The following is an 18,217-nucleotide window of genomic DNA, read 5'->3' as shown; positions in this document are numbered from 1 at the left end:
ATATTACGAGTTTAATTCAATAAAATTCTAACATGTAATATTACATCAGTATAGATTTACATATAAAAGTTACTAAAATTGTGACAATTAAAAAAGATAAATGAAAGTGGCGTAGAGTGATTAGAAAAAAGGGGAAGTGAAGATGTTCGAATAACGTGAATAACTACATATTATTAAAATTATTTTGAAAAGAAGCAAGAAAGATTTATTTAAATAAAAAACAGCCTGGGACATAGCACATGTCTCAGGCTTATTTTTTATATTGGCAGTGGCTGACTGAATTGAAAATGCGCTTATATCAAGCTTTTAAAGAACTACTACTTCATTTATGAAGACAAGTAGTTCTTTAAAAGCGCTGAAGCACTTGTTTACAGTAGCTGTGCCGGGCTGGGTTCATACGACGAAATTTATTAGAAAAATTAGATTTCTGTCCCACTCCCTATAAAATAATATTAATATCCAGAATTGACTTTTTTACCGTCTTCATCATATTCTGTGACATAACCGTCATCATCTATAGTATATGATCCAGCTAAATTACCGTCTTTATCGGTAAATGAAAATCCCCAACCATCATCTGTTTCTTCAGGTTCTTTATAAGTATAAGTATCAGTGTCTAAACTTTCGCCTTCATATGATTCGACTTTGTCTATAACATTATCATGTGTGACATCCTCCTCATCTGAACTGGATGCGTCTTCGTCATCTTCAGATTGAGTTTCTTTTTCAAATACTTTGTCTTCATGGTCGCTAATAGCATCATCATCAAAGGTTAAAGTAACGTCAACTTCTTCTTCGTCGTTTTCAGGGCTTGAAACATTCTCGACATTTGATGTGAATTGTTTATCTTCAACTTCAGTTGTAGCATATACTTCTACTTTTTCGTCAGGTGAGTATGGACCAAATGTTTCGCTAGCGTATTCATCAAAGTCTTGTTGTTTTTCACCATTGATATAAAGCTTTAGTGAATCTGAATCGATATATGCTGAGTCAGTACTTACAGTAAAACGCTTTTGTTTGAATTGAGGATCAGCATCGTTACTTTCAGACATATCGATATGAACGACACCATCAAACTTTTTACCATCTACTTTTTGAGTAGCTTTTAAATCGTATATTCCAATAGGGAAGTCATCAAGTGTTTTTGTCTTACCTTGTTTTAGTTTCACTTGTTTCGTATCGTCGTTATGTTTGTAAGATAACGTACTATCTTCTTCAGGAAGAATGGTAACAGACGCTTCATTTACATTAAAATTATAGTTTTTAAATATGCCCCATTTTTTACCATCTTGAGAGATGTTTATGAGTTCGTTATCGCCAACCGTAACAGAAGTGCCACCCATTGTATTATCTTTCATACCTTGTGCGGCGCTTTGAATTTCATCACCAACACGTTCAGGGCTATCTGTTTCATTAATATATTTATAGACAGCTTTGGCTTCGTCTTTAGACAGAGACCCGCCGTTTGCTTTTAAATTATGAGTTAAGTTACTGGGCTTATTATTTTTTAAATCATTTGAAATAGCTTCAGCTTGTTTTGTCGGTGAAAGCTGACTTTCAATTATCTTATAAGCTGTAAATAATGCAATAATGATAACTACAATGACAGCAATTGTAATATAAAGTGGTAATTTTGATTTTTTATTATGATTGTCGTTGTTATTTGTACTACGTTGTTGATGTACAGGTGTGCCACACTGTGTACATACTTTTTGGTTTGGTTTAATTTCGGCTCCACAATTACTACAGTATTTCATTAATTAACTCTCTCCTTAATAATCTGTATTAAAATATGAATCTAAAGCACTTAAAGAATTTGAAACTGTTCCTTCAATAAGAATGCGAAGGAGGACACCTAAAATAAGAATATAAATTAAAATAGCATAAATCACGGGCATACGAAGTTGGTGCATATGACTGTGCTTTGTTGTGAGATAAATTGGTGACACTAATGTAAATAGCATAGAAATTAAAACAAGCATTGATCCAAAGCTTGGCACATTAATAGCTAGAAATAATAAGCCTAATAAGAACGCAATTACAGAAAAAGTATTAATTAATACAAAATCGGAAAGTGCTTTATGTACACTGATTTTAATGTTTAGCAGTTTAATCAATAATAATGTAATGGCAAAAATTATTGAAATAGATATTAGTATGTAAAAGGTAATGTTAAAAACGATATTAGCCTTACTTGTCGCAAAAAATGCTACCTCTGCTTGGTATAACTAAAGATAATAAAATAAGTGTAATTATAAACCCTGCAATAATGAGACTGAAAAGCGTTTTAAATGTAAATTGATGTTTACTTATAACTGCCTCATCTGTCCTAGAAAATGAGCTGGAGAAAAATAATTTTGCCTCATTAAAAATATCATCAGAATGTTTGGTAATGTTTTTGTTTGATTGACTTGGTTGTTTTGGCTGATGAGAGGTATGAGATGGTTCATGATTCTGTGATGCATCAGACTGAGATGTATGTTGATTAGTAGTTGGATTGTCAGTAGATGATTGATCTTGAAGTGTTAATTTGGTACCACACTCGCCACAAAATAAATCTTTTTTTGTAACTGACTCCCCGCAATTTGGGCAATGCATAAAAATCCCCCTTATAATATGTTTATTAAAATAGAATATCACAGTTATATCTAGTGCGCACCGCTTTTTCAAAAAAGGAAAAAATTAATAATTTAAAAAGTTATTTTTATTTAATTTTTGTGAGGGATAAAAATTTTTATAGATAATACTTGTCATTAAGAAGTGTTAGAAATCAAAAAAGAAGGCGGAAGACAAAAAATCCTCCGCTATCTCTTTTATCGAACTATTATATTTTGACATAACCTATAATTCTGACCAAATTAAATGTTGGTGGATGGCAAGGGCACAGGCACCTTTGGCCCCATTAATGGGGTGATAAACTTTCATTTGAAAATCAATTTCACCTAATCCACCGTATAAGTTTTGATAACTTAAATATTCTTTTAAAATGACATCTGTAATATCATTGTTAAATAATGGACCATGCAAATAAATTTTATTAGTATCTACTAACATGGTTAAATTATTGAGCGTAATTGCGACTGCACGCATAGCATCTTTGATAATTTGTACGATGCCACTATCGCCTAAACGATACGCTTCTATAACAGTATCTAAAGTTATATCATTTGAGTCTGCTACTAAACTTGTGAGATATGTGCTTTGAGCACTTCTATAAATAACTTTAGCTTTATTTATAATATTCATACCACCTAAATAGTTTTGTAAGCACCCTCTACGACCACATTCACAGCGTTCACCGTCTGGATGGATGATGGTATGTCCGACTTCCCCTACAGAAAAATTGGAAACTCCATATAAATTACCACGGTACATACTAGATGAAAAAATCCCTTTTACAGCATGGAAGAAGATGAAATTTTCGCCATCATTTTCTGATGTAAGTAAATGTTCATATAGACTCATACAATGTACGTTATTTTCTAAAAATACAGGCAGGTCAATACGAGAAAGTAAATTTTTCAAATCAAAACCGGACCAATCACTATTCGAAGCAATTTGTTGATCTATTTCATCAAAGTGACCTGGTAAAGCAATGCCAACTGCTTGAATATTATAAGCCGCATGTTGTTTTAAGAAATGATTAAGTTCTTCCAATATAAAGTTTGGAGTGATTTTTTTAAGAATTGTGTTGTAGTAATATCAATCATATTCTGATCAACGATATTGCCAAGATTGTCAGTTAAACATAACGTTACAAAATCTCTGGCTAATTCAATACCAACATAGTAATTATATTTATTACAAATTGTAAGTAATATTTTTTTGCGTCCTGATGTTTTTTTAGTGTCAATATCGTAATGATCAACTTCAATATCCGTAGATTTAATGAGATTATCTTGTATTAGTTCTGCGGTTACTGCAGTTGTTGTTGCTGGTGTAATTCCTGTATTTCTTGCTATGTCAACTCTTGATATAGGGCCACGTACGTATATTTCATTTAAAATTTGGCCACGTATCATCCGCTGTTTATTTGTCATGTTTGCTTTCATTTTTATCACCATAATTTCTTAATACTCTTATTATTATATTAAAAATAAAAAGTTGCAACTATATTGACACATAATTGATTATAAATTATAATTAATCAAAAACATTGAAAGCGTTTTCAAAATCGAATCTACGATGGGGTGTTGATGTGAGTAAATTTAATGACGCATTAGAAAAACATTTGTTACCAGTCGCTTCTAAATTGGGATCAAATAAAATTTTGATTTCAATGAGGGATGGCATTATCGTTGCAATGCCTTTGATTATTATTGGTTCATTATTTTTAGTAATCAGTGGTATTGCGATACCAGGCTGGATAGAGTGGCTAGAAGCACAGGGGATTCAACCATATTTAATGAAAGCAGTGAATGGGACATTCGGATTAATGGGACTAGTTGCAAGTTTTGGTGTCGCCCATAGTATTGCCCGGCAATATAATACAGATGGGGTTTCAGCCGGTATTATTGCGATGTCAGCATTTTTAGTTGTCACACCGAATGTAATGACTGGAGATAAAGTACCTGAAGAAGCAATACCTCAAATATATATGGGAAGTCAGGGTTTATTTGTAGCACTTATTATTGGTATTATTTCAGGGTTAATTTTTCAGTGGTTTATCAATAGAAACATTAGAATCAAAATGCCAGATCAAGTGCCGCCAGCAGTCGCACAAAGTTTTAGTGCATTAATACCTGGGGCAGCGATTATCATATTATGGCTTGCTGTATATATCGCATTGGATAATTTACCGTTTGGCAACATCCATGAATTAATTGTTAATACATTAGGCGTACCGTTAAGTCTGATGGGAGGAAGCTTGATCGGTACCATTATCTTAGTTGGTCTTAATAGTGCTTTTTGGTTTGTTGGTATCCATGGTGCAAACGTAGTAAATGCAGTTATGCAACCAATTTGGTTGAAAAATATTGATGAAAACCGTCTAGCATATCAAGCCAATCCACACGGAGACTTACCGCATATCATAACGCGACCATTTATTGATAATTTTGTATTTATGGGTGGTGGCGGCTCAACAATAGGTCTAGTCATCGTAATTGCGATATTAGCTTTTAAAAAACGTTCCAGTAAAATCACAAAAACGATGGCACCACTTACTTTAATGCCGGGAATATTTAATATTAATGAACCAACATTGTTTGGTTTGCCTGTTGTACTTAATGTGAGATTAATTATTCCATTTGTATTAGCACCAATGATTAATGCGACGATAACGTATTTCGCAATGTCGAGCGGGATTGTGCATCTCACCAATGGGACGGCGATGCCATGGACGATACCACCTATCATCAGTGGATTTTTAGCGACAGGGCATTATAGTGGTTCATTGGTTCAAATTGTATGTATCATTATCGATATTTTACTCTATTACCCATTTTATAGAGCAATGGAGAAATATAATTTATATTTAGAAGATAAAGAAGTAAACGGAAAAAAAGAAACGGAAGAACCAAAATAAAGGAGTAGATAATATGGTTAAGAGATTATTAAGTGCTAATGCCTCAGAAATAGTGAAAATGACGGCCGAAGAATTAAAACAAAGTATCAAAGCAAGTGATGGTCGCGTTGTTTTAGCAGAGAATGTTGTTACGCGTACACCAGTCATACCAGACATAACAAATGCAGAACTATCACGTGCATTCGGAGCAGATTTGATTTTATTAAATGGATTAGACGCGTTCAATCCTAAAGTAGAAAATATAGATGAGAAAAAACATGTCATTAAAGAATTAAGACGTCTTGTTGCAAGACCTATAGGTGTCAATTTAGAACCAGTAGATGAGCAAGCGAGCATGGCAGAAGAAAAATTAAATATTGCTAAAGGACGACAAGCAAGTTCGAAAACAGTAAAAGCTTTAGAAAAATTAGGCATAAACTTTATTTGCATGACAGGTAATCCAGGTACTGGCGTATCTAATGAAAAAATTGTTGGTGCAATTGCTGAGACAAGAGCAAATTTTTCAGGATTGATTATAGCCGGAAAAATGCACAGTGCGGGTGTAGATGAACCTGTAATTACTAAAGCATATGTTGAAAAATTTATTGATGCGAGTGCTGATATTATTTTAGTACCATCTATTGGAACAGTTCCAGGATTTGATGAAGCACAATTAAAAGACATAGTGAAAGCAGTCCATCATCATGGTGGTTTAGTCATGTCAGCAATAGGGACAAGTCAAGAGAGTTCTGACGCCAGTACAATTAGGGACTTCGCAATTCGAAATAAAATATGCGGTGTGGATATTCAACATATTGGTGACGCAGGCTATGGCGGTTTAGCTCCTGTAGAAAATATTTTTGAATTAAGTAAAGCGATACGTGGACAACGCCACACATTATCCATGATAGCGAGATCAATTAACAGATAGGGTATAGTAATAATAAATGGAGGGAATTATATGGCAGAAAAAACAATAATGCTTGTATGTGCAGCTGGAATGAGTACAAGTATGTTAGTTCAGAAAATGCAAAAAGAAGCTGAAAAACAAGATTTAGACCGTGAAATATTTGCAGTCTCAACGACAGAAGCGGATCAAAAAATTGAAGATGCTCAAGTAGATGTTTTGTTATTAGGTCCACAAGTCCGTTTTAAAAAAGATGAATATACTAAAAAATGTACAGACAAAAACATACCTGTAGAAGTCATTGAAATGACAGATTACGGTACGATGAACGGCGCAAACGTATTAAGTGCGGCGGAACGTTTAATGAGCGAATAGGGGTGGAACAATGACTGAAGAAGAGAAGAATTTGGAATTTGCAATGTCGCTCATTGCTTATAGTGGTGATGCTAAAAGTCATGCGATGGAAGCCATATTTGCAGCTAAAAAAAGTGCGTTTGATGAAGCGGAAACGAAACTGAAACAAGCTGAAGCCGCTTTGCTTGAAGCACATCATGTACAAACGAATATGTTAACAAAGGAAGCACAAGGTGAACATATCAATTTGACGCTGTTAACAGTGCATAGTCAAGACCATTTAATGACAGCAATCACTTTTAAGGATATTGCCCAGGAAATGATAGATTTATATAAAGAAGTAAAAAATAATAAATAATTGTATGATTTGTTATGGTATTGAATCAATGTCAGCAAAAGATGTAAAAGTTTAATTACTTTTACATCTTTTTTGTTTTGAAAAATAAACAAAGAAGTATCAAATTAGGTCTATGCATTTTATAATTTAAAAATAGTATTTTTTATTTAGATGTGCAACTTTTCGTATTGTGAGACGAAATAGATTACACATCCACACGTACAAGAAAGCGATTACAATATAACTGTAAGGAGGTTGCTGATGTGTTAAGCAAGAGACAACATCATATATTAACGTACTTACTTGAACGTGAAGCCTTTGTTCAAATTCATAATTTAGCAACACAGTTCAATGTATCTGAAAGAACAATACAATATGACCTTGAATACATTGAAACTATGGAAGATAAATTAGATTTAACGATTCATCGGAATAAATATGAGGGGATAAAGATTACAACGACAGCGCTTCAGTTGGCAACATTAGAGCCAAAATATACGGGAACATCGATGCATTATTCAAAGAAAGAACGCATATTATATATCACTTTGAAGTTGTTTGAATCGATTGAACCCACATCATCCCAAGTATTAGCAACATTGGTTTCAGTAACACGTCGTACAATTGTTGAAGATTTAAAAAATGTTCAATCTTGGTTAGAAGAAAACGATTTGTTTCTTGAGTACAAGAAAAATAAAGGGTTTGTAATTCAGGGTGAGGAAAATGCTTATCGTAAAGCCTATGCCACACGTGTACATGAATATTTTCAAACGCACACACATCACATGGGTCATCAACTTTTTTCGAATAAAGAGTTAGAACAAATTCGTTTAACAGTAACTTCTATATTATTAGATGCAAAATATCAATTAGTTCAAAGTGCAATTGATGGATTGATTTATCACATTTTGATTGCGCTTCATCGTACAAATGAACATTTTGCCTTCGATATACCTGATAAAGAGTATGAAAAGCTCGCTAAAACAGAGCAATTTCATATTGCACTTAAAATTAAAGAAAAATTAGAAGCTATTTTTCAGATTGAATTTCCAAAAAGTGAAGCGGCTTTTATTACTTTACATTTATTGGGTGCTAAAACGTCAGAAGTGAATGAACTCAATCAACAAATAGGCGATTTAGAGATATTAACAGAACAATTGATTGAACGTATGAGTGGTGAGTTAGGACTAGATTTAATGTCTGATAGCAAATTAGCAAATGGTTTAATCGTACATTTGAGACCTGCAATTCATCGATTGAAGTTTGATATGACGCATGCGAACCCTTTAAATAAGGAAATCCATACGCAGTATCACCATATTATAGAAGGAATTAAAAGGCATGTATGGGGCATTGAAGAAAATTACCAAATACACTTTACTGATGATGAATTATCGTATATCACATTGCATTTTGCTTCTGCGATTGAACGGATTTCAGCAGTGACCACAAATGCCATTAAAGTCGTGTTACTTTGTGGATCAGGTATAGGAACATCTCAATTATTAAAAAGTAGGATGGATCATATTTATCCAGAATTAGAAATTGTAGATGCTTATTCTATATATGAAATAGATGAAGTAATGCTAAAACATGAAGGTATTGATTATATCATTTCTACGGTTCCTTTTGAACAAGCAAGCGTACCAGTAATTAGGGTTTCGCCATTTTTAAATAAAGACGATCGAAAGCAATTAAATGAAATTATTAACCATTCAAGAGAGCGATATGTAAATGATGTTAAAGGGTTAGGGCCAACGTTACAAGAAGTATTACCACAATCTCGAATATTGACACAACAGCAAACACTTTTAAGAAATGATGCAATTAGACAATGTGTATCACCGCTTGTAAATGATCAAATCGTAGATGAGGCCTATGCTCGCTGACATTATTGAACAATTAGATGCATTTGGACCTTATATGGTAATTAGTCCTCATATTGCATTGATTCATGCTAACCATAAACATGTTAAACAACCTGTGGGATTTAGTTTAGTTCATTTTAAAACGGGTGTGATCTTTAATCATCAGCAATATGATCCAGTGCATATCATTATTACATTAGCTACGGAGCAGCCGCAGATACATTTAAATGCTTTGCGACAATTTAGCGAGCTAATCATGGAGGAAGCAACGAGAGCAACACTGTTTTCTGGAAATATAGCAGATATCATGTCATGTATTCGTGATGTAAGTCAACATTAATAAGGGGGATATAAATGAGTCCGGAAATTTTATCATCGGATAAAGTACAGATACGAGATCGAGTGGATGATTGGAAACATGCAATTCGTGTTGCATCTGAACCTCTGCTAGAACAAGGGTACTTTAAACAACAATACATTGAAAAGATGATTTATAGCGTAGAAGAATTAGGGCCCTATATTGTAATAGCACCTGAAATTGCAATAGCGCATGCTAGACCGAGTGATGATGTTAAAAAAATAGGATTAAGTTTATTGAAATTGAATCACCATATTAACTTTTCTGAGAACGGACATCATGCGTCTCTCGTGTTTGTATTAAGCGCTGTTGATAACGAGGGACATTTAGAAATTTTAAGAAATTTAGCAACAATCTTAGGGGATTCGAACACAGTTAATAAATTATTAGCAGCAACAGACATTGATGAAATAATAAATATATTTAAAGGAGAATGATGAAAATGAAAATTTTAGTTGTATGTGGTCACGGTTTAGGAAGTAGCTTTATGGTGGAAATGAATGCACAGGAAGCTTTAAAAAATTTAAATGCACCATCAGACTTTAAAGTTGAACACAGTGATGTCATGTCTGCAAGCCCTGATATGGCAGATTTATTTATTTGCGGTAGAGATTTAGAAGAAAATACAAAGCACTTAGGGGACGTTATTGTTTTAGATAACATTCTAGATAAAGAAGAGTTACAAAATAAATTGAATGAGAAATTAAGTGATTTGAACATTTTATAAATTAGAAGTAAGGGGGCAACGTTATGAAACCTATCCTAGATTTTATCGTTGATATTTTGAGTCAACCTGCTATATTAGTTGCTTTAATTGCTTTAATAGGTCTAATTATGCAGAAAAAATCAGCCACTGACATCACGTCCGGTACGATTAAAACGATACTTGGATTTTTAGTGTTAAGTGCAGGGGCGAATGTTGTAACACAATCATTAGAACCATTTGGAAAAATATTCCAACACGCTTTTGGCGTGCAAGGTGTCGTACCTAATAACGAAGCGATTATTTCAATTGCTTTAGAACAATATGGCACAACAGCAGCATTAATTATGGTATTTGGGATGATTGTTAATATCATTATCGCACGTATTACGAATTTGAAATATATCTTTTTAACAGGTCATCATACATTTTATATGGCAGCCTTTTTAGCTATATTACTGTCAGTAGGTAATATCACTGGGACATTGACAGTAATCACAGGATCTATTATTTTAGGATTGATTATGGCTATATTACCAGCGTTAGCACAACCAACAATGAAGAAAATAACTGGGACTAACCAAGTCGCTTTAGGTCACTTTGGTACGATCAGTTATTGGGCAGCTGGAGAGATTGGAAAGTTATTTAAAGGAAAGTCTAAATCAACAGAAGAAATTAATTTTCCTAAAGGCTTGAGCTTTTTAAGAGAAAGTACAATCAGTATTTCATTAACAATGACATTACTCTATTTTGTGGCAGCGTTATTTGCGGGTCCAACCTTCGTACATACAGAAATTAGTGACGGTCAAAACTTTATTGTATTTTCACTGATTCAAGGGGTTACTTTTGCAGCTGGTGTGTTTATCATATTAACGGGTGTACGTTTAATATTGGCTGAAATCGTGCCGGCGTTTAAAGGTATTTCTGAAAAATTAGTACCTAACACAAAACCAGCATTAGACTGTCCTATAGTCTTCCCTTATGCACAAAATGCTGTATTAATTGGCTTTTTTGTCAGTTTTATAGTTGGGGTCTTGGGCATGTTCGTCTTATTCTTATTTGGTGGGGTAGTTATACTTCCAGGTGTAGTAGCTCACTTCTTCCTTGGGGCAACGGCTGGCGTATTTGGTAACGCGCGTGGTGGTATTAGAGGTGCAATAGCAGGTTCAGCATTAAATGGCTTGTTAATTACATTCTTACCACTGCTGTTCTTGCCATTCCTAGGTGAACTTGGTGGCGCAGCAACGACATTCTCAGATACAGATTTCTTAGTTGTAGGTATCGTCTTTGGTAATATTGCGAAATATCTAGGGCTTATCGGTATCGCCGTTTTAGTCTTAATCTTAGCAACGGCAGCAATTTTATTACAAAAACGTACGAATCAAAAAGAAGCAGAGGAACAGTAAAATTAAATAATTAAAATAAAACAGGTGAGCATCTTATAAATTAAGGATGCTTACCTGTTTTTTTATGTCAATTTAGTATGAAGTCTTATTAAAAATAATCAATGAAACTGTAAAAGTTAATTTGTTAGCTCATAACTTTCTGCTATTAAATCTTTAATATGATTTATAGAGTTAATCTCATTTAAATTGATACTTATCCAATTGGATTTATCCATGTGATAGGCTTTGTAAAATCCTTCTTTTTTTCTTAAAGGTCCAATAAATTCTTGTCTGATTTTCAAATTTAATACATCTATTTCATCAGAGCCATTTAACCCTAATTTGTCTTGAGCAATATTCATCACTAAAGCAAACCATTTTTTGTTAGCTTTATGTCTTAAAGCTGCAAAATTCGAATAAGTTTTCCAAGGGTAATCTGGTTTCACATCATACTTACGATTTACATAATTAAAAACTTCTTCCCTATCTAACATCATTTCACCTTCTTAATCATTATCTTCCCGATTTGTTTTAATTTAATCTCTAGCAAAATTCATTTTTGTTAGTTTACAATATAATTGTTCATTATATTAAATTGTAAAATGAAATTAAATAACAATTTAAATACATATGATTTATGTGGTACAATATTGATATTGCAAGTGAAGATATCGGGGGAATGTTATAAATGTTGTACACAATTACATCAACATTACCACCAGTTCATGGTGGAAGAACGAAAGCGTTATTAAATAGAATTCAATTAATGCATAATGATTTAAATGAAACAAACACAATATTAACGACAAATTATAATCCTAACTATTATGACGTTATTAAATCATTTGTGGAAAATAATAAATTAAATGCTCAAATTAGAGTAGAAAATATTTATGATTGGCTATCTGATTTTAAGTTATTATATAATCCACACGCTAATAGTGACACAATAGAATATCATGAAGTTGAACGGGATATTGAAGGATTAACAAGTGAAATCAGAAAGAATAATAGGGATGTCGTTCGTTATTATGACGGCGATACATATGTTCTATATAGAAAATTCAGAACAGGAAGTAATATTTTAGAATTCGAAGATTTTATGACGCCTTATTGTAAAAAAAGAGTAGAGAGACATCAATATAATACTTATGGAGAATTGCATAAAAAAGTTTATTTTTCCACTAAAAATTATGGGAAAATTGCAGAAAAGTTCTACGATAGAGAAGGTTATAAATATTGTGAAAAGTTTTTTGCTGATGATGAGAACACAACACTATTATTAGTTCAATTATATAAAGAGGGTAAACATTTTAAAGCATTTGAAAATGAAAAACAGCTTTTTCAATATTATTTCCAAAACCGTTTAAAGGATGGAGATATTGTCTTTAATGACGCCAGACTTTTAGACGGAGCATTACTACAACAAACGAATAATACTAAAAATGTGTTGGTTTTTCACAACTCACATTTAGACGGCAGTAATGTAAAAAATTCCTATAAATATGCACTTACAAATTCAGAACGTGTCACTAAATATTTAGTGTTAACGAACCATCAAAAAAAGATATACAAAATTTATATTCTATTGATGATGACCGTTTTGCTGTAATTCCCCACTTTATTGAAGTAGCGGAGCCTTCTCGTGAACCTTCAAGTTTTAAAGATCAATTTATCTATATAGGTAGATTTGGATTACAAAAACAATTAGACCATCTTATAAAGGCGTATAAATTATTTCGTGAAGCAGGTTACACAAGTAAATTAGTATTATATGGAAAAGATGAAGCGGATCAATTAAAAATGATTAAAGATTTAATAAATGAATATGCTTTAAATGAGTACGTTGAGATTAATGATTATACATCCAATCCATTAGCAGAATTTAAAGCTTCAAGAGCATCATTATTAACAAGTGATTTTGAAGGATTTGGCTTAACAATTATGGAAAGTATAGCAGTTGGATGCCCTGTTATTTCGTATGATGTTAAATATGGCCCCCGAGAAATAATTGAAAATGGACAGAACGGATACTTAGTCGAACCTAATAATATTTCATATTTTGCAAAAAGCATGATGAAAATTGTTGATGAACCACTTAACAACGTAAAAAATAATGAACGATTAAAACATCAAACAGCAATTGATAATTATGCTGAATTATTGGAGCAACTTAGACGATAGAAATTAAGCAAATATTAAAATTACAAAACGCAAAATGTGGATCTGTGTTTAGATATAGAGGAGAAAATTTATGCAAATTAAAAAAGCGATTATACCCGCAACAGGTTTAGGTACGAGATTTTTACCAGCAACAAAGGCCATGCCGAAAGAAATGTTGCCAATATTAGATAAACCTACGATTCAATATATAGTTGAAGAAGCAGTGAATGCTCGGTATAGAAGATATTATTATAGTTACAGGTAAACATAAAAGAGCAATAGAAGATCATTTTGATAATCAAAACGAACTTGAAATGATACTTAAATCTAAGGGCAAAACAGACTTATTAAATGCAGTACAATATTCAAGTAATTTAGCTAATATGTTCTATGTAAGGCAAAAAGAACAAAAAGGTCTAGGTCACGCGATATGGTCGGCGAAACAATTCATTGGTAATGAACCTTTTGCGGTATTATTGGGTGATGATATTGTGAAGTCAAATACACCAACAATTAAACAATTAATGAATCAATATGACAAAACTGGTAAACCAATCATTGGTGTGCAAACAGTGAATGAAAGTGAAACACACAGATATGGTATTGTGGATCCATTAGAATCAAATGATCGATTATTTGGTGTTCGACAATTTGTAGAAAAACCTGAAAAAGGCACGGCACCATCAAACTTAGCGATTATGGGACGTTATGTATTAACACCAGAGATATTTGATTATTTAGAAAGCCAAGAAATAGGTACAGGTGGGGAAATACAATTAACAGATGCAATTGAACGGTTAAATAGTGACGATTGCGTTTATGCTTTCGATTTCGAAGGAAATCGCTATGATGTTGGTGAGAAATCAGGATTTGTCAAAACAACAATACAGTTTGCTTTAGATAATGAAGAAATGTCTGAAGATATAATTGATTTTATTAAATCACTAAATATATAATATGAATAAAGCATAAAAAAATCTCAACCAACATTGGTTGAGATTTTTTGGTTATTAAGTTATTTAACTTCGTTTGGTACGTCTTTCGGCACGTTTTTGGCCTGATATGTTTTTTTATATTCTTCACTTGCATGCCGCATTGGTATTAAATAAAGTGCTAAGGCAGCTATTAAACCTGGAATAGCAAAAGCGATAAAGTACAACGGCATAGGTAATGCAAATGTGAGTAAAAAGCCACCCATTAGTGGTCCAATCATTCCGCCGACTCTCCCAATACCAGAAGCTGTACCTAGCGCTGTGGATCTAATATAAGCTGGGAAATATTGCGATACGAAAGCTTGAACGAGATTTTGTGAACCTATGGTAGCAGCGCCTGCGATTGCAATTAAGATATAAATAACAAATATATTAACATCTTTACCTAAAGACAATAGAGATAAAGAGATAGCGCCAGCAATGTATAATGGCACAAGTAGTTTTTTGGAACCAAATTTGTCGCATAGTCTTCCGATTATAAGTGTTCCAATGATTGCTCCAACTTGTAATACGATTAAAAATACTAAACTAGAATTTAATTCATATCCAGCACGCATCATTAAATTTGGTAGCCATGTATTTAAACCAAAAATCATTAACAAACAGCAAAAGAAAGTTAACCAAAATAAGACTGTACTGAGCGCCCGATTTTCTTTAAATAGGTCCATTAAAGGCACTTTAGTAGTAGAAACTTCGATATCTTTTATCGTATCGTTCATAGATATGTTAAGTTTTGGATCAATTTTTCTTAATGTATTTACTGCTTCTTTTTTCCTATTAGTACGATTTAAATAACTAAAAGTCTCAGGTAATTGTTTAAGTAAAAAAGGTAGTGCAAATATAGGTAAAATTGCTACCCAAAAGATTGAACGCCAACCTCCGATAGGCATTAATGTTAACCCTAATACTGGTGCAAGAATACCACCAATTGAGTAGCCACATAACACAATTGAAACTACAAGATTTTTCATTCTTTCAGGTGCAAAATCAGTTGCTAGTGCAATGACATTAGGCATGATACCCCCCAAACCTAAACCTGCTAAAAAGCGATAGATGCCAAACTGTGTTGTATTTGCGGCAAACCCACAAAGACATGTAAATAAGCTGAATAAAATCAATGTGATTGCTATGACATTTTTTCTACCAATACGATCAGCTAAAATGCCAAAACCTATAGCCCCAAACATCATACCGAATAGGCCATAGCTACTTAAAGTACCTGCTTCAATTTCGGAGAGCCCCCAATCCTCAATTAACATAGGTACTGCTGTCCCGTACAAAACTAAATCATAGCCGTCGAAAATAATAAGAAAAAAGCTCCAAAAAATTAATTTGAAATGAAATTTGTTGAACTTACTTTTATTAACTACTTTGGTTGTATTGATTTCCCCCATAAATATACCCTCCATGAAATTAAACACTAATAATAAAATATAATAATAAAACAGTATATTTATCATATTAGTGTCCTTTGTTCTTTAGTGGTGATTATATAGGTGTTTTTTTACAATTACAATGAAAAATGTGAAAATTAAGAATATTTAACTGTTATGGAGTGGTAATTCAAACTGTTAGAAAACTAAGTAGAAAAGGGGTGAGTAGCGAAATCAATATGACATTTAAAGCTTAAAAAAATCACCCATTAAAATAATTTAATGGGTGATTATATATTCAATTATTAGACTAAGCTACAGAAAATAATTTAAATTATCTTGAATATTAAAGGTGTAATCCTAATAATTTAGAAATTTCTTTTTGTTTTTCTAATAAATAATATGTATCTGGTGAGTCTACCGAATCTGGTAAATTGTCTTTTACTCCTATAACAGAAATGATTCCTTCTAATTCTTTATTAAATGTAAACACAGGGAAAGAAACAGAAGAAATTGCAGGGATCAACGGTTCTTCAGCAAAAGCAATTTGTTGATTGTGAATTTTATTTAATTCTTCATCTTCGTACTCTTTTTGAGTTTCATCAAAAAAGGTTGCAAATATTTTACCGGAAGAAGATTTCGGGGGAGTACTGTACCAATTTGTGCACCAATATTTAAAATACCTTCTGCATGCCAAATTTTTGTAACGACTGGGCCTCGTCTAGTGATTACTGAATACAGCACTGTATTATTATTGTGACGGCCAATTTCTTGTAAGTATGGTGTCACAATAGCTAGAGAGTCTAAATTACCCATTGCCGACATACCCAGTTGTATGAGTTGGTTCCCTAAATGATATTCACCTGTAGTCGGATTACGATAGACTAATTCATTATTAGCTAAAGTATTCATATACTTATATAAGTTACTTTTCGTAATAGAAGTAATTTGTTGAATCTCACTAAATTTCATAGGAGATTTAGATTTCTGTAAAACATTCAATATTTTAATACCTGTATCTAAAGATTGGATATAGTCTTTACTCTTTTTATCCGCCATTTATTACTCACGCTCCTTCATGCAACCAAATTATAGCACAATATTCTACCACTATACATTTCCTAAATTTTAGTTTGAAATAATAACTTTTTATACTAATAGAAATGAATTACTACGAAAAGGAAGATTGACAATTTTCTGACAATTAATTATAATTGTTTACAAATGGTGAACTCATTATCACATGAGTGGAAAATCATTAGAAAAAATAAGTTTTTATTGATAAAGAAAACTTAAATTTTAAAACAAAGGGAGATATTTTATGAAACTGATTACTTTTAAAACAAATGGTTATTCTAGGTTAGGTACATTAACAGAAAAAAATGAAGTAGTAGATTTAAACTACGCATTTCAAGCTTTATTACAAAGCAAGGAGAAATATCGTAGTGAAACGATTGCTGAAGCATATGTTCCATCTGATGCGAAGGGGTTCATTGAAGGTGGAGAAGAAAGTTTAAACTATGCTAAAGAAGCAATCGAGTTTGCACAAGCTAAACCAGATGTATTTAATCATCAATTAATTTATAAAAAAGAAGACGTGAAAATAGAGGCGCCTATTCAAAATCCAGGAAAAATGTTTTGCGTAGGACATAATTATGAAGAACACATTAAAGAAATGGGTCGTGACTTACCTGAAAATCCAGTAGTATTTGCTAAATTTGATAATACAATCGTTGGTCCAGAAGACGATATTGTTCATTATCCTATCTCAGATAAATTAGATTATGACGCAGAACTTGCTTTTGTAATAGGTAAAGAAGCAAAAAACGTACCTGAAGCAGACGCACTTAATTATGTAGCAGGATACACAATCGTTAACGATGTGACTTATCGTGATATTCAACAAAGAACATTACAATGGCTACAAGGAAAAACAGTAGATGGCACAGCGCCAATGGGGCCATGGATTATGACTTCTGATGAATTACAAGATCCAGACGGATTAGAGTTGGTACTCACTTTAAATGGTGAAGAAATGCAACGTTCAAATACATCTAATCATGTATTCACAGTTCAAAAATTAGTTGCTTTCTTATCTGGATTAGCAACATTGAAACCAGGAGATATCGTTTTAACAGGTACACCAGGTGGCGTAGGTTCAGCACGTGATCCACAAGTATTTATGAAAGATGGCGATGTCGTAAAAATAGAAATCGATAAAATAGGTGCTTTAGAAAATAAAGTAGTTGCAGAAAATAAACAAAAATAAAT

General features: G+C 32.7%; 16 protein-coding genes and 3 pseudogenes. 11 read left to right on the top strand and 8 right to left on the bottom strand.

The genetic code is table 11. The annotated features are described in order from the left end of the window. Positions 1-452: 452 nt before the first annotated feature. The 4 genes from ABLV95_RS11015 to ABLV95_RS11000 all read right to left on the bottom strand — a co-directional run bounded on the left by ABLV95_RS11015 (position 453) and on the right by ABLV95_RS11000 (position 4,064). Complete coding sequence (locus ABLV95_RS11015; protein ID WP_427706121.1) at positions 453-1,757, bottom strand: TcaA second domain-containing protein; 1,305 nt, start codon at positions 1,755-1,757, stop codon at positions 453-455. A gap of 433 nt (positions 1,758-2,190) precedes the next feature. After that, entirely contained in the window at positions 2,191-2,598 is a 408-nt protein-coding gene (locus ABLV95_RS11010) for a zinc ribbon domain-containing protein (protein ID WP_460875686.1), read from the bottom strand. A gap of 243 nt (positions 2,599-2,841) precedes the next feature. Continuing rightward, positions 2,842-3,657, bottom strand: coding sequence for an ROK family protein (locus tag ABLV95_RS11005; protein WP_460872076.1), 816 nt, complete (start codon positions 3,655-3,657; stop codon positions 2,842-2,844). Continuing rightward, positions 3,633-4,064 carry a winged helix-turn-helix transcriptional regulator gene (locus ABLV95_RS11000; protein ID WP_460875684.1) on the bottom strand — a complete coding sequence of 144 codons (432 nt, stop codon included), beginning with the start codon at positions 4,062-4,064 and terminating at the stop codon, positions 3,633-3,635. Before ABLV95_RS11000 ends, ABLV95_RS11005 begins: the two co-directional genes overlap by 25 nt. Before the next feature lie 134 nt (positions 4,065-4,198). Between ABLV95_RS11000 and ABLV95_RS10995 the strand changes: the two genes are divergently transcribed. The 8 genes and pseudogenes from ABLV95_RS10995 to ABLV95_RS10960 all read left to right on the top strand — a co-directional run bounded on the left by ABLV95_RS10995 (position 4,199) and on the right by ABLV95_RS10960 (position 11,439). Continuing rightward, the gene (locus ABLV95_RS10995) at positions 4,199-5,527 is read left to right on the top strand and encodes a PTS sugar transporter subunit IIC (protein WP_460875682.1); all 1,329 of its coding nucleotides are present in this window, start codon (positions 4,199-4,201) and stop codon (positions 5,525-5,527) included. Positions 5,528-5,540: 13 nt separating this feature from the next. Continuing rightward, the gene (locus tag ABLV95_RS10990; RefSeq protein ID WP_460875680.1) at positions 5,541-6,437 is read left to right on the top strand and encodes a haloacid dehalogenase-like hydrolase; all 897 of its coding nucleotides are present in this window, start codon (positions 5,541-5,543) and stop codon (positions 6,435-6,437) included. 30 nt (positions 6,438-6,467) lie between these two features. Then, a complete protein-coding gene (locus ABLV95_RS10985) occupies positions 6,468-6,788 on the top strand; it encodes a PTS sugar transporter subunit IIB (RefSeq protein ID WP_427706129.1) in 321 nt (106 codons plus the stop codon). A gap of 10 nt (positions 6,789-6,798) precedes the next feature. Continuing rightward, positions 6,799-7,125, top strand: a complete 327-nt coding sequence (locus ABLV95_RS10980) for a PTS lactose/cellobiose transporter subunit IIA (protein ID WP_069817822.1) — start codon at positions 6,799-6,801, stop codon at positions 7,123-7,125. 242 nt (positions 7,126-7,367) lie between these two features. Continuing rightward, positions 7,368-9,312 (top strand): annotated as a pseudogene (locus ABLV95_RS10975) (BglG family transcription antiterminator). A 14-nt stretch (positions 9,313-9,326) separates the two neighbouring features. Continuing rightward, positions 9,327-9,767 carry a PTS sugar transporter subunit IIA gene (locus ABLV95_RS10970; protein WP_069817824.1) on the top strand — a complete coding sequence of 147 codons (441 nt, stop codon included), beginning with the start codon at positions 9,327-9,329 and terminating at the stop codon, positions 9,765-9,767. 5 nt (positions 9,768-9,772) lie between these two features. Beyond that, a complete protein-coding gene (locus tag ABLV95_RS10965; protein ID WP_427706133.1) occupies positions 9,773-10,057 on the top strand; it encodes a PTS sugar transporter subunit IIB in 285 nt (94 codons plus the stop codon). Positions 10,058-10,080: 23 nt separating this feature from the next. Continuing rightward, positions 10,081-11,439, top strand: a complete 1,359-nt coding sequence (locus tag ABLV95_RS10960; RefSeq protein ID WP_460875677.1) for a PTS ascorbate transporter subunit IIC — start codon at positions 10,081-10,083, stop codon at positions 11,437-11,439. Between the two features lie 116 nt (positions 11,440-11,555). On the opposite strand, the gene ABLV95_RS10955 is transcribed toward ABLV95_RS10960, so the two are convergent. Beyond that, on the bottom strand, positions 11,556-11,912 hold the full coding sequence (locus ABLV95_RS10955; RefSeq protein ID WP_069833132.1) for an MmcQ/YjbR family DNA-binding protein: 357 nt from the start codon (positions 11,910-11,912) through the stop codon (positions 11,556-11,558). A 194-nt stretch (positions 11,913-12,106) separates the two neighbouring features. Here ABLV95_RS10955 and ABLV95_RS10950 point away from each other — a divergent pair. Together ABLV95_RS10950 and galU are read left to right on the top strand one after the other, a co-directional pair. Further along, a pseudogene (locus ABLV95_RS10950) lies at positions 12,107-13,602 on the top strand (glycosyltransferase). Positions 13,603-13,672: 70 nt separating this feature from the next. Next, a pseudogene (gene galU, locus ABLV95_RS10945) lies at positions 13,673-14,537 on the top strand (UTP--glucose-1-phosphate uridylyltransferase GalU). A 59-nt stretch (positions 14,538-14,596) separates the two neighbouring features. Here galU and ABLV95_RS10940 read toward each other — a convergent pair. From ABLV95_RS10940 to ABLV95_RS10930, 3 genes are all read right to left on the bottom strand, one after another. Continuing rightward, a complete protein-coding gene (locus ABLV95_RS10940) occupies positions 14,597-15,967 on the bottom strand; it encodes an MFS transporter (protein WP_460875674.1) in 1,371 nt (456 codons plus the stop codon). Positions 15,968-16,292: 325 nt separating this feature from the next. Continuing rightward, positions 16,293-16,472, bottom strand: a complete 180-nt coding sequence (locus ABLV95_RS10935) for a hypothetical protein (protein WP_460875672.1) — start codon at positions 16,470-16,472, stop codon at positions 16,293-16,295. A gap of 41 nt (positions 16,473-16,513) precedes the next feature. After that, positions 16,514-17,005: a helix-turn-helix domain-containing protein gene (locus ABLV95_RS10930; protein WP_460875670.1), complete on the bottom strand. Its 492-nt coding sequence runs from the start codon at positions 17,003-17,005 to the stop codon at positions 16,514-16,516. A gap of 262 nt (positions 17,006-17,267) precedes the next feature. Between ABLV95_RS10930 and ABLV95_RS10925 the strand changes: the two genes are divergently transcribed. Next, complete coding sequence (locus ABLV95_RS10925; RefSeq protein ID WP_427706143.1) at positions 17,268-18,215, top strand: fumarylacetoacetate hydrolase family protein; 948 nt, start codon at positions 17,268-17,270, stop codon at positions 18,213-18,215. Positions 18,216-18,217 lie beyond the last annotated feature (2 nt).

The sequence above is a fragment of the Staphylococcus sp. Mo2-1 genome (assembly GCF_046721385.1).
GTDB classification, from domain to species: domain Bacteria; phylum Bacillota; class Bacilli; order Staphylococcales; family Staphylococcaceae; genus Staphylococcus; species Staphylococcus equorum_A.
Note: the sequence above shows the minus strand (reverse complement) of the source record. Positions and strands in the feature narration are given on the sequence as shown.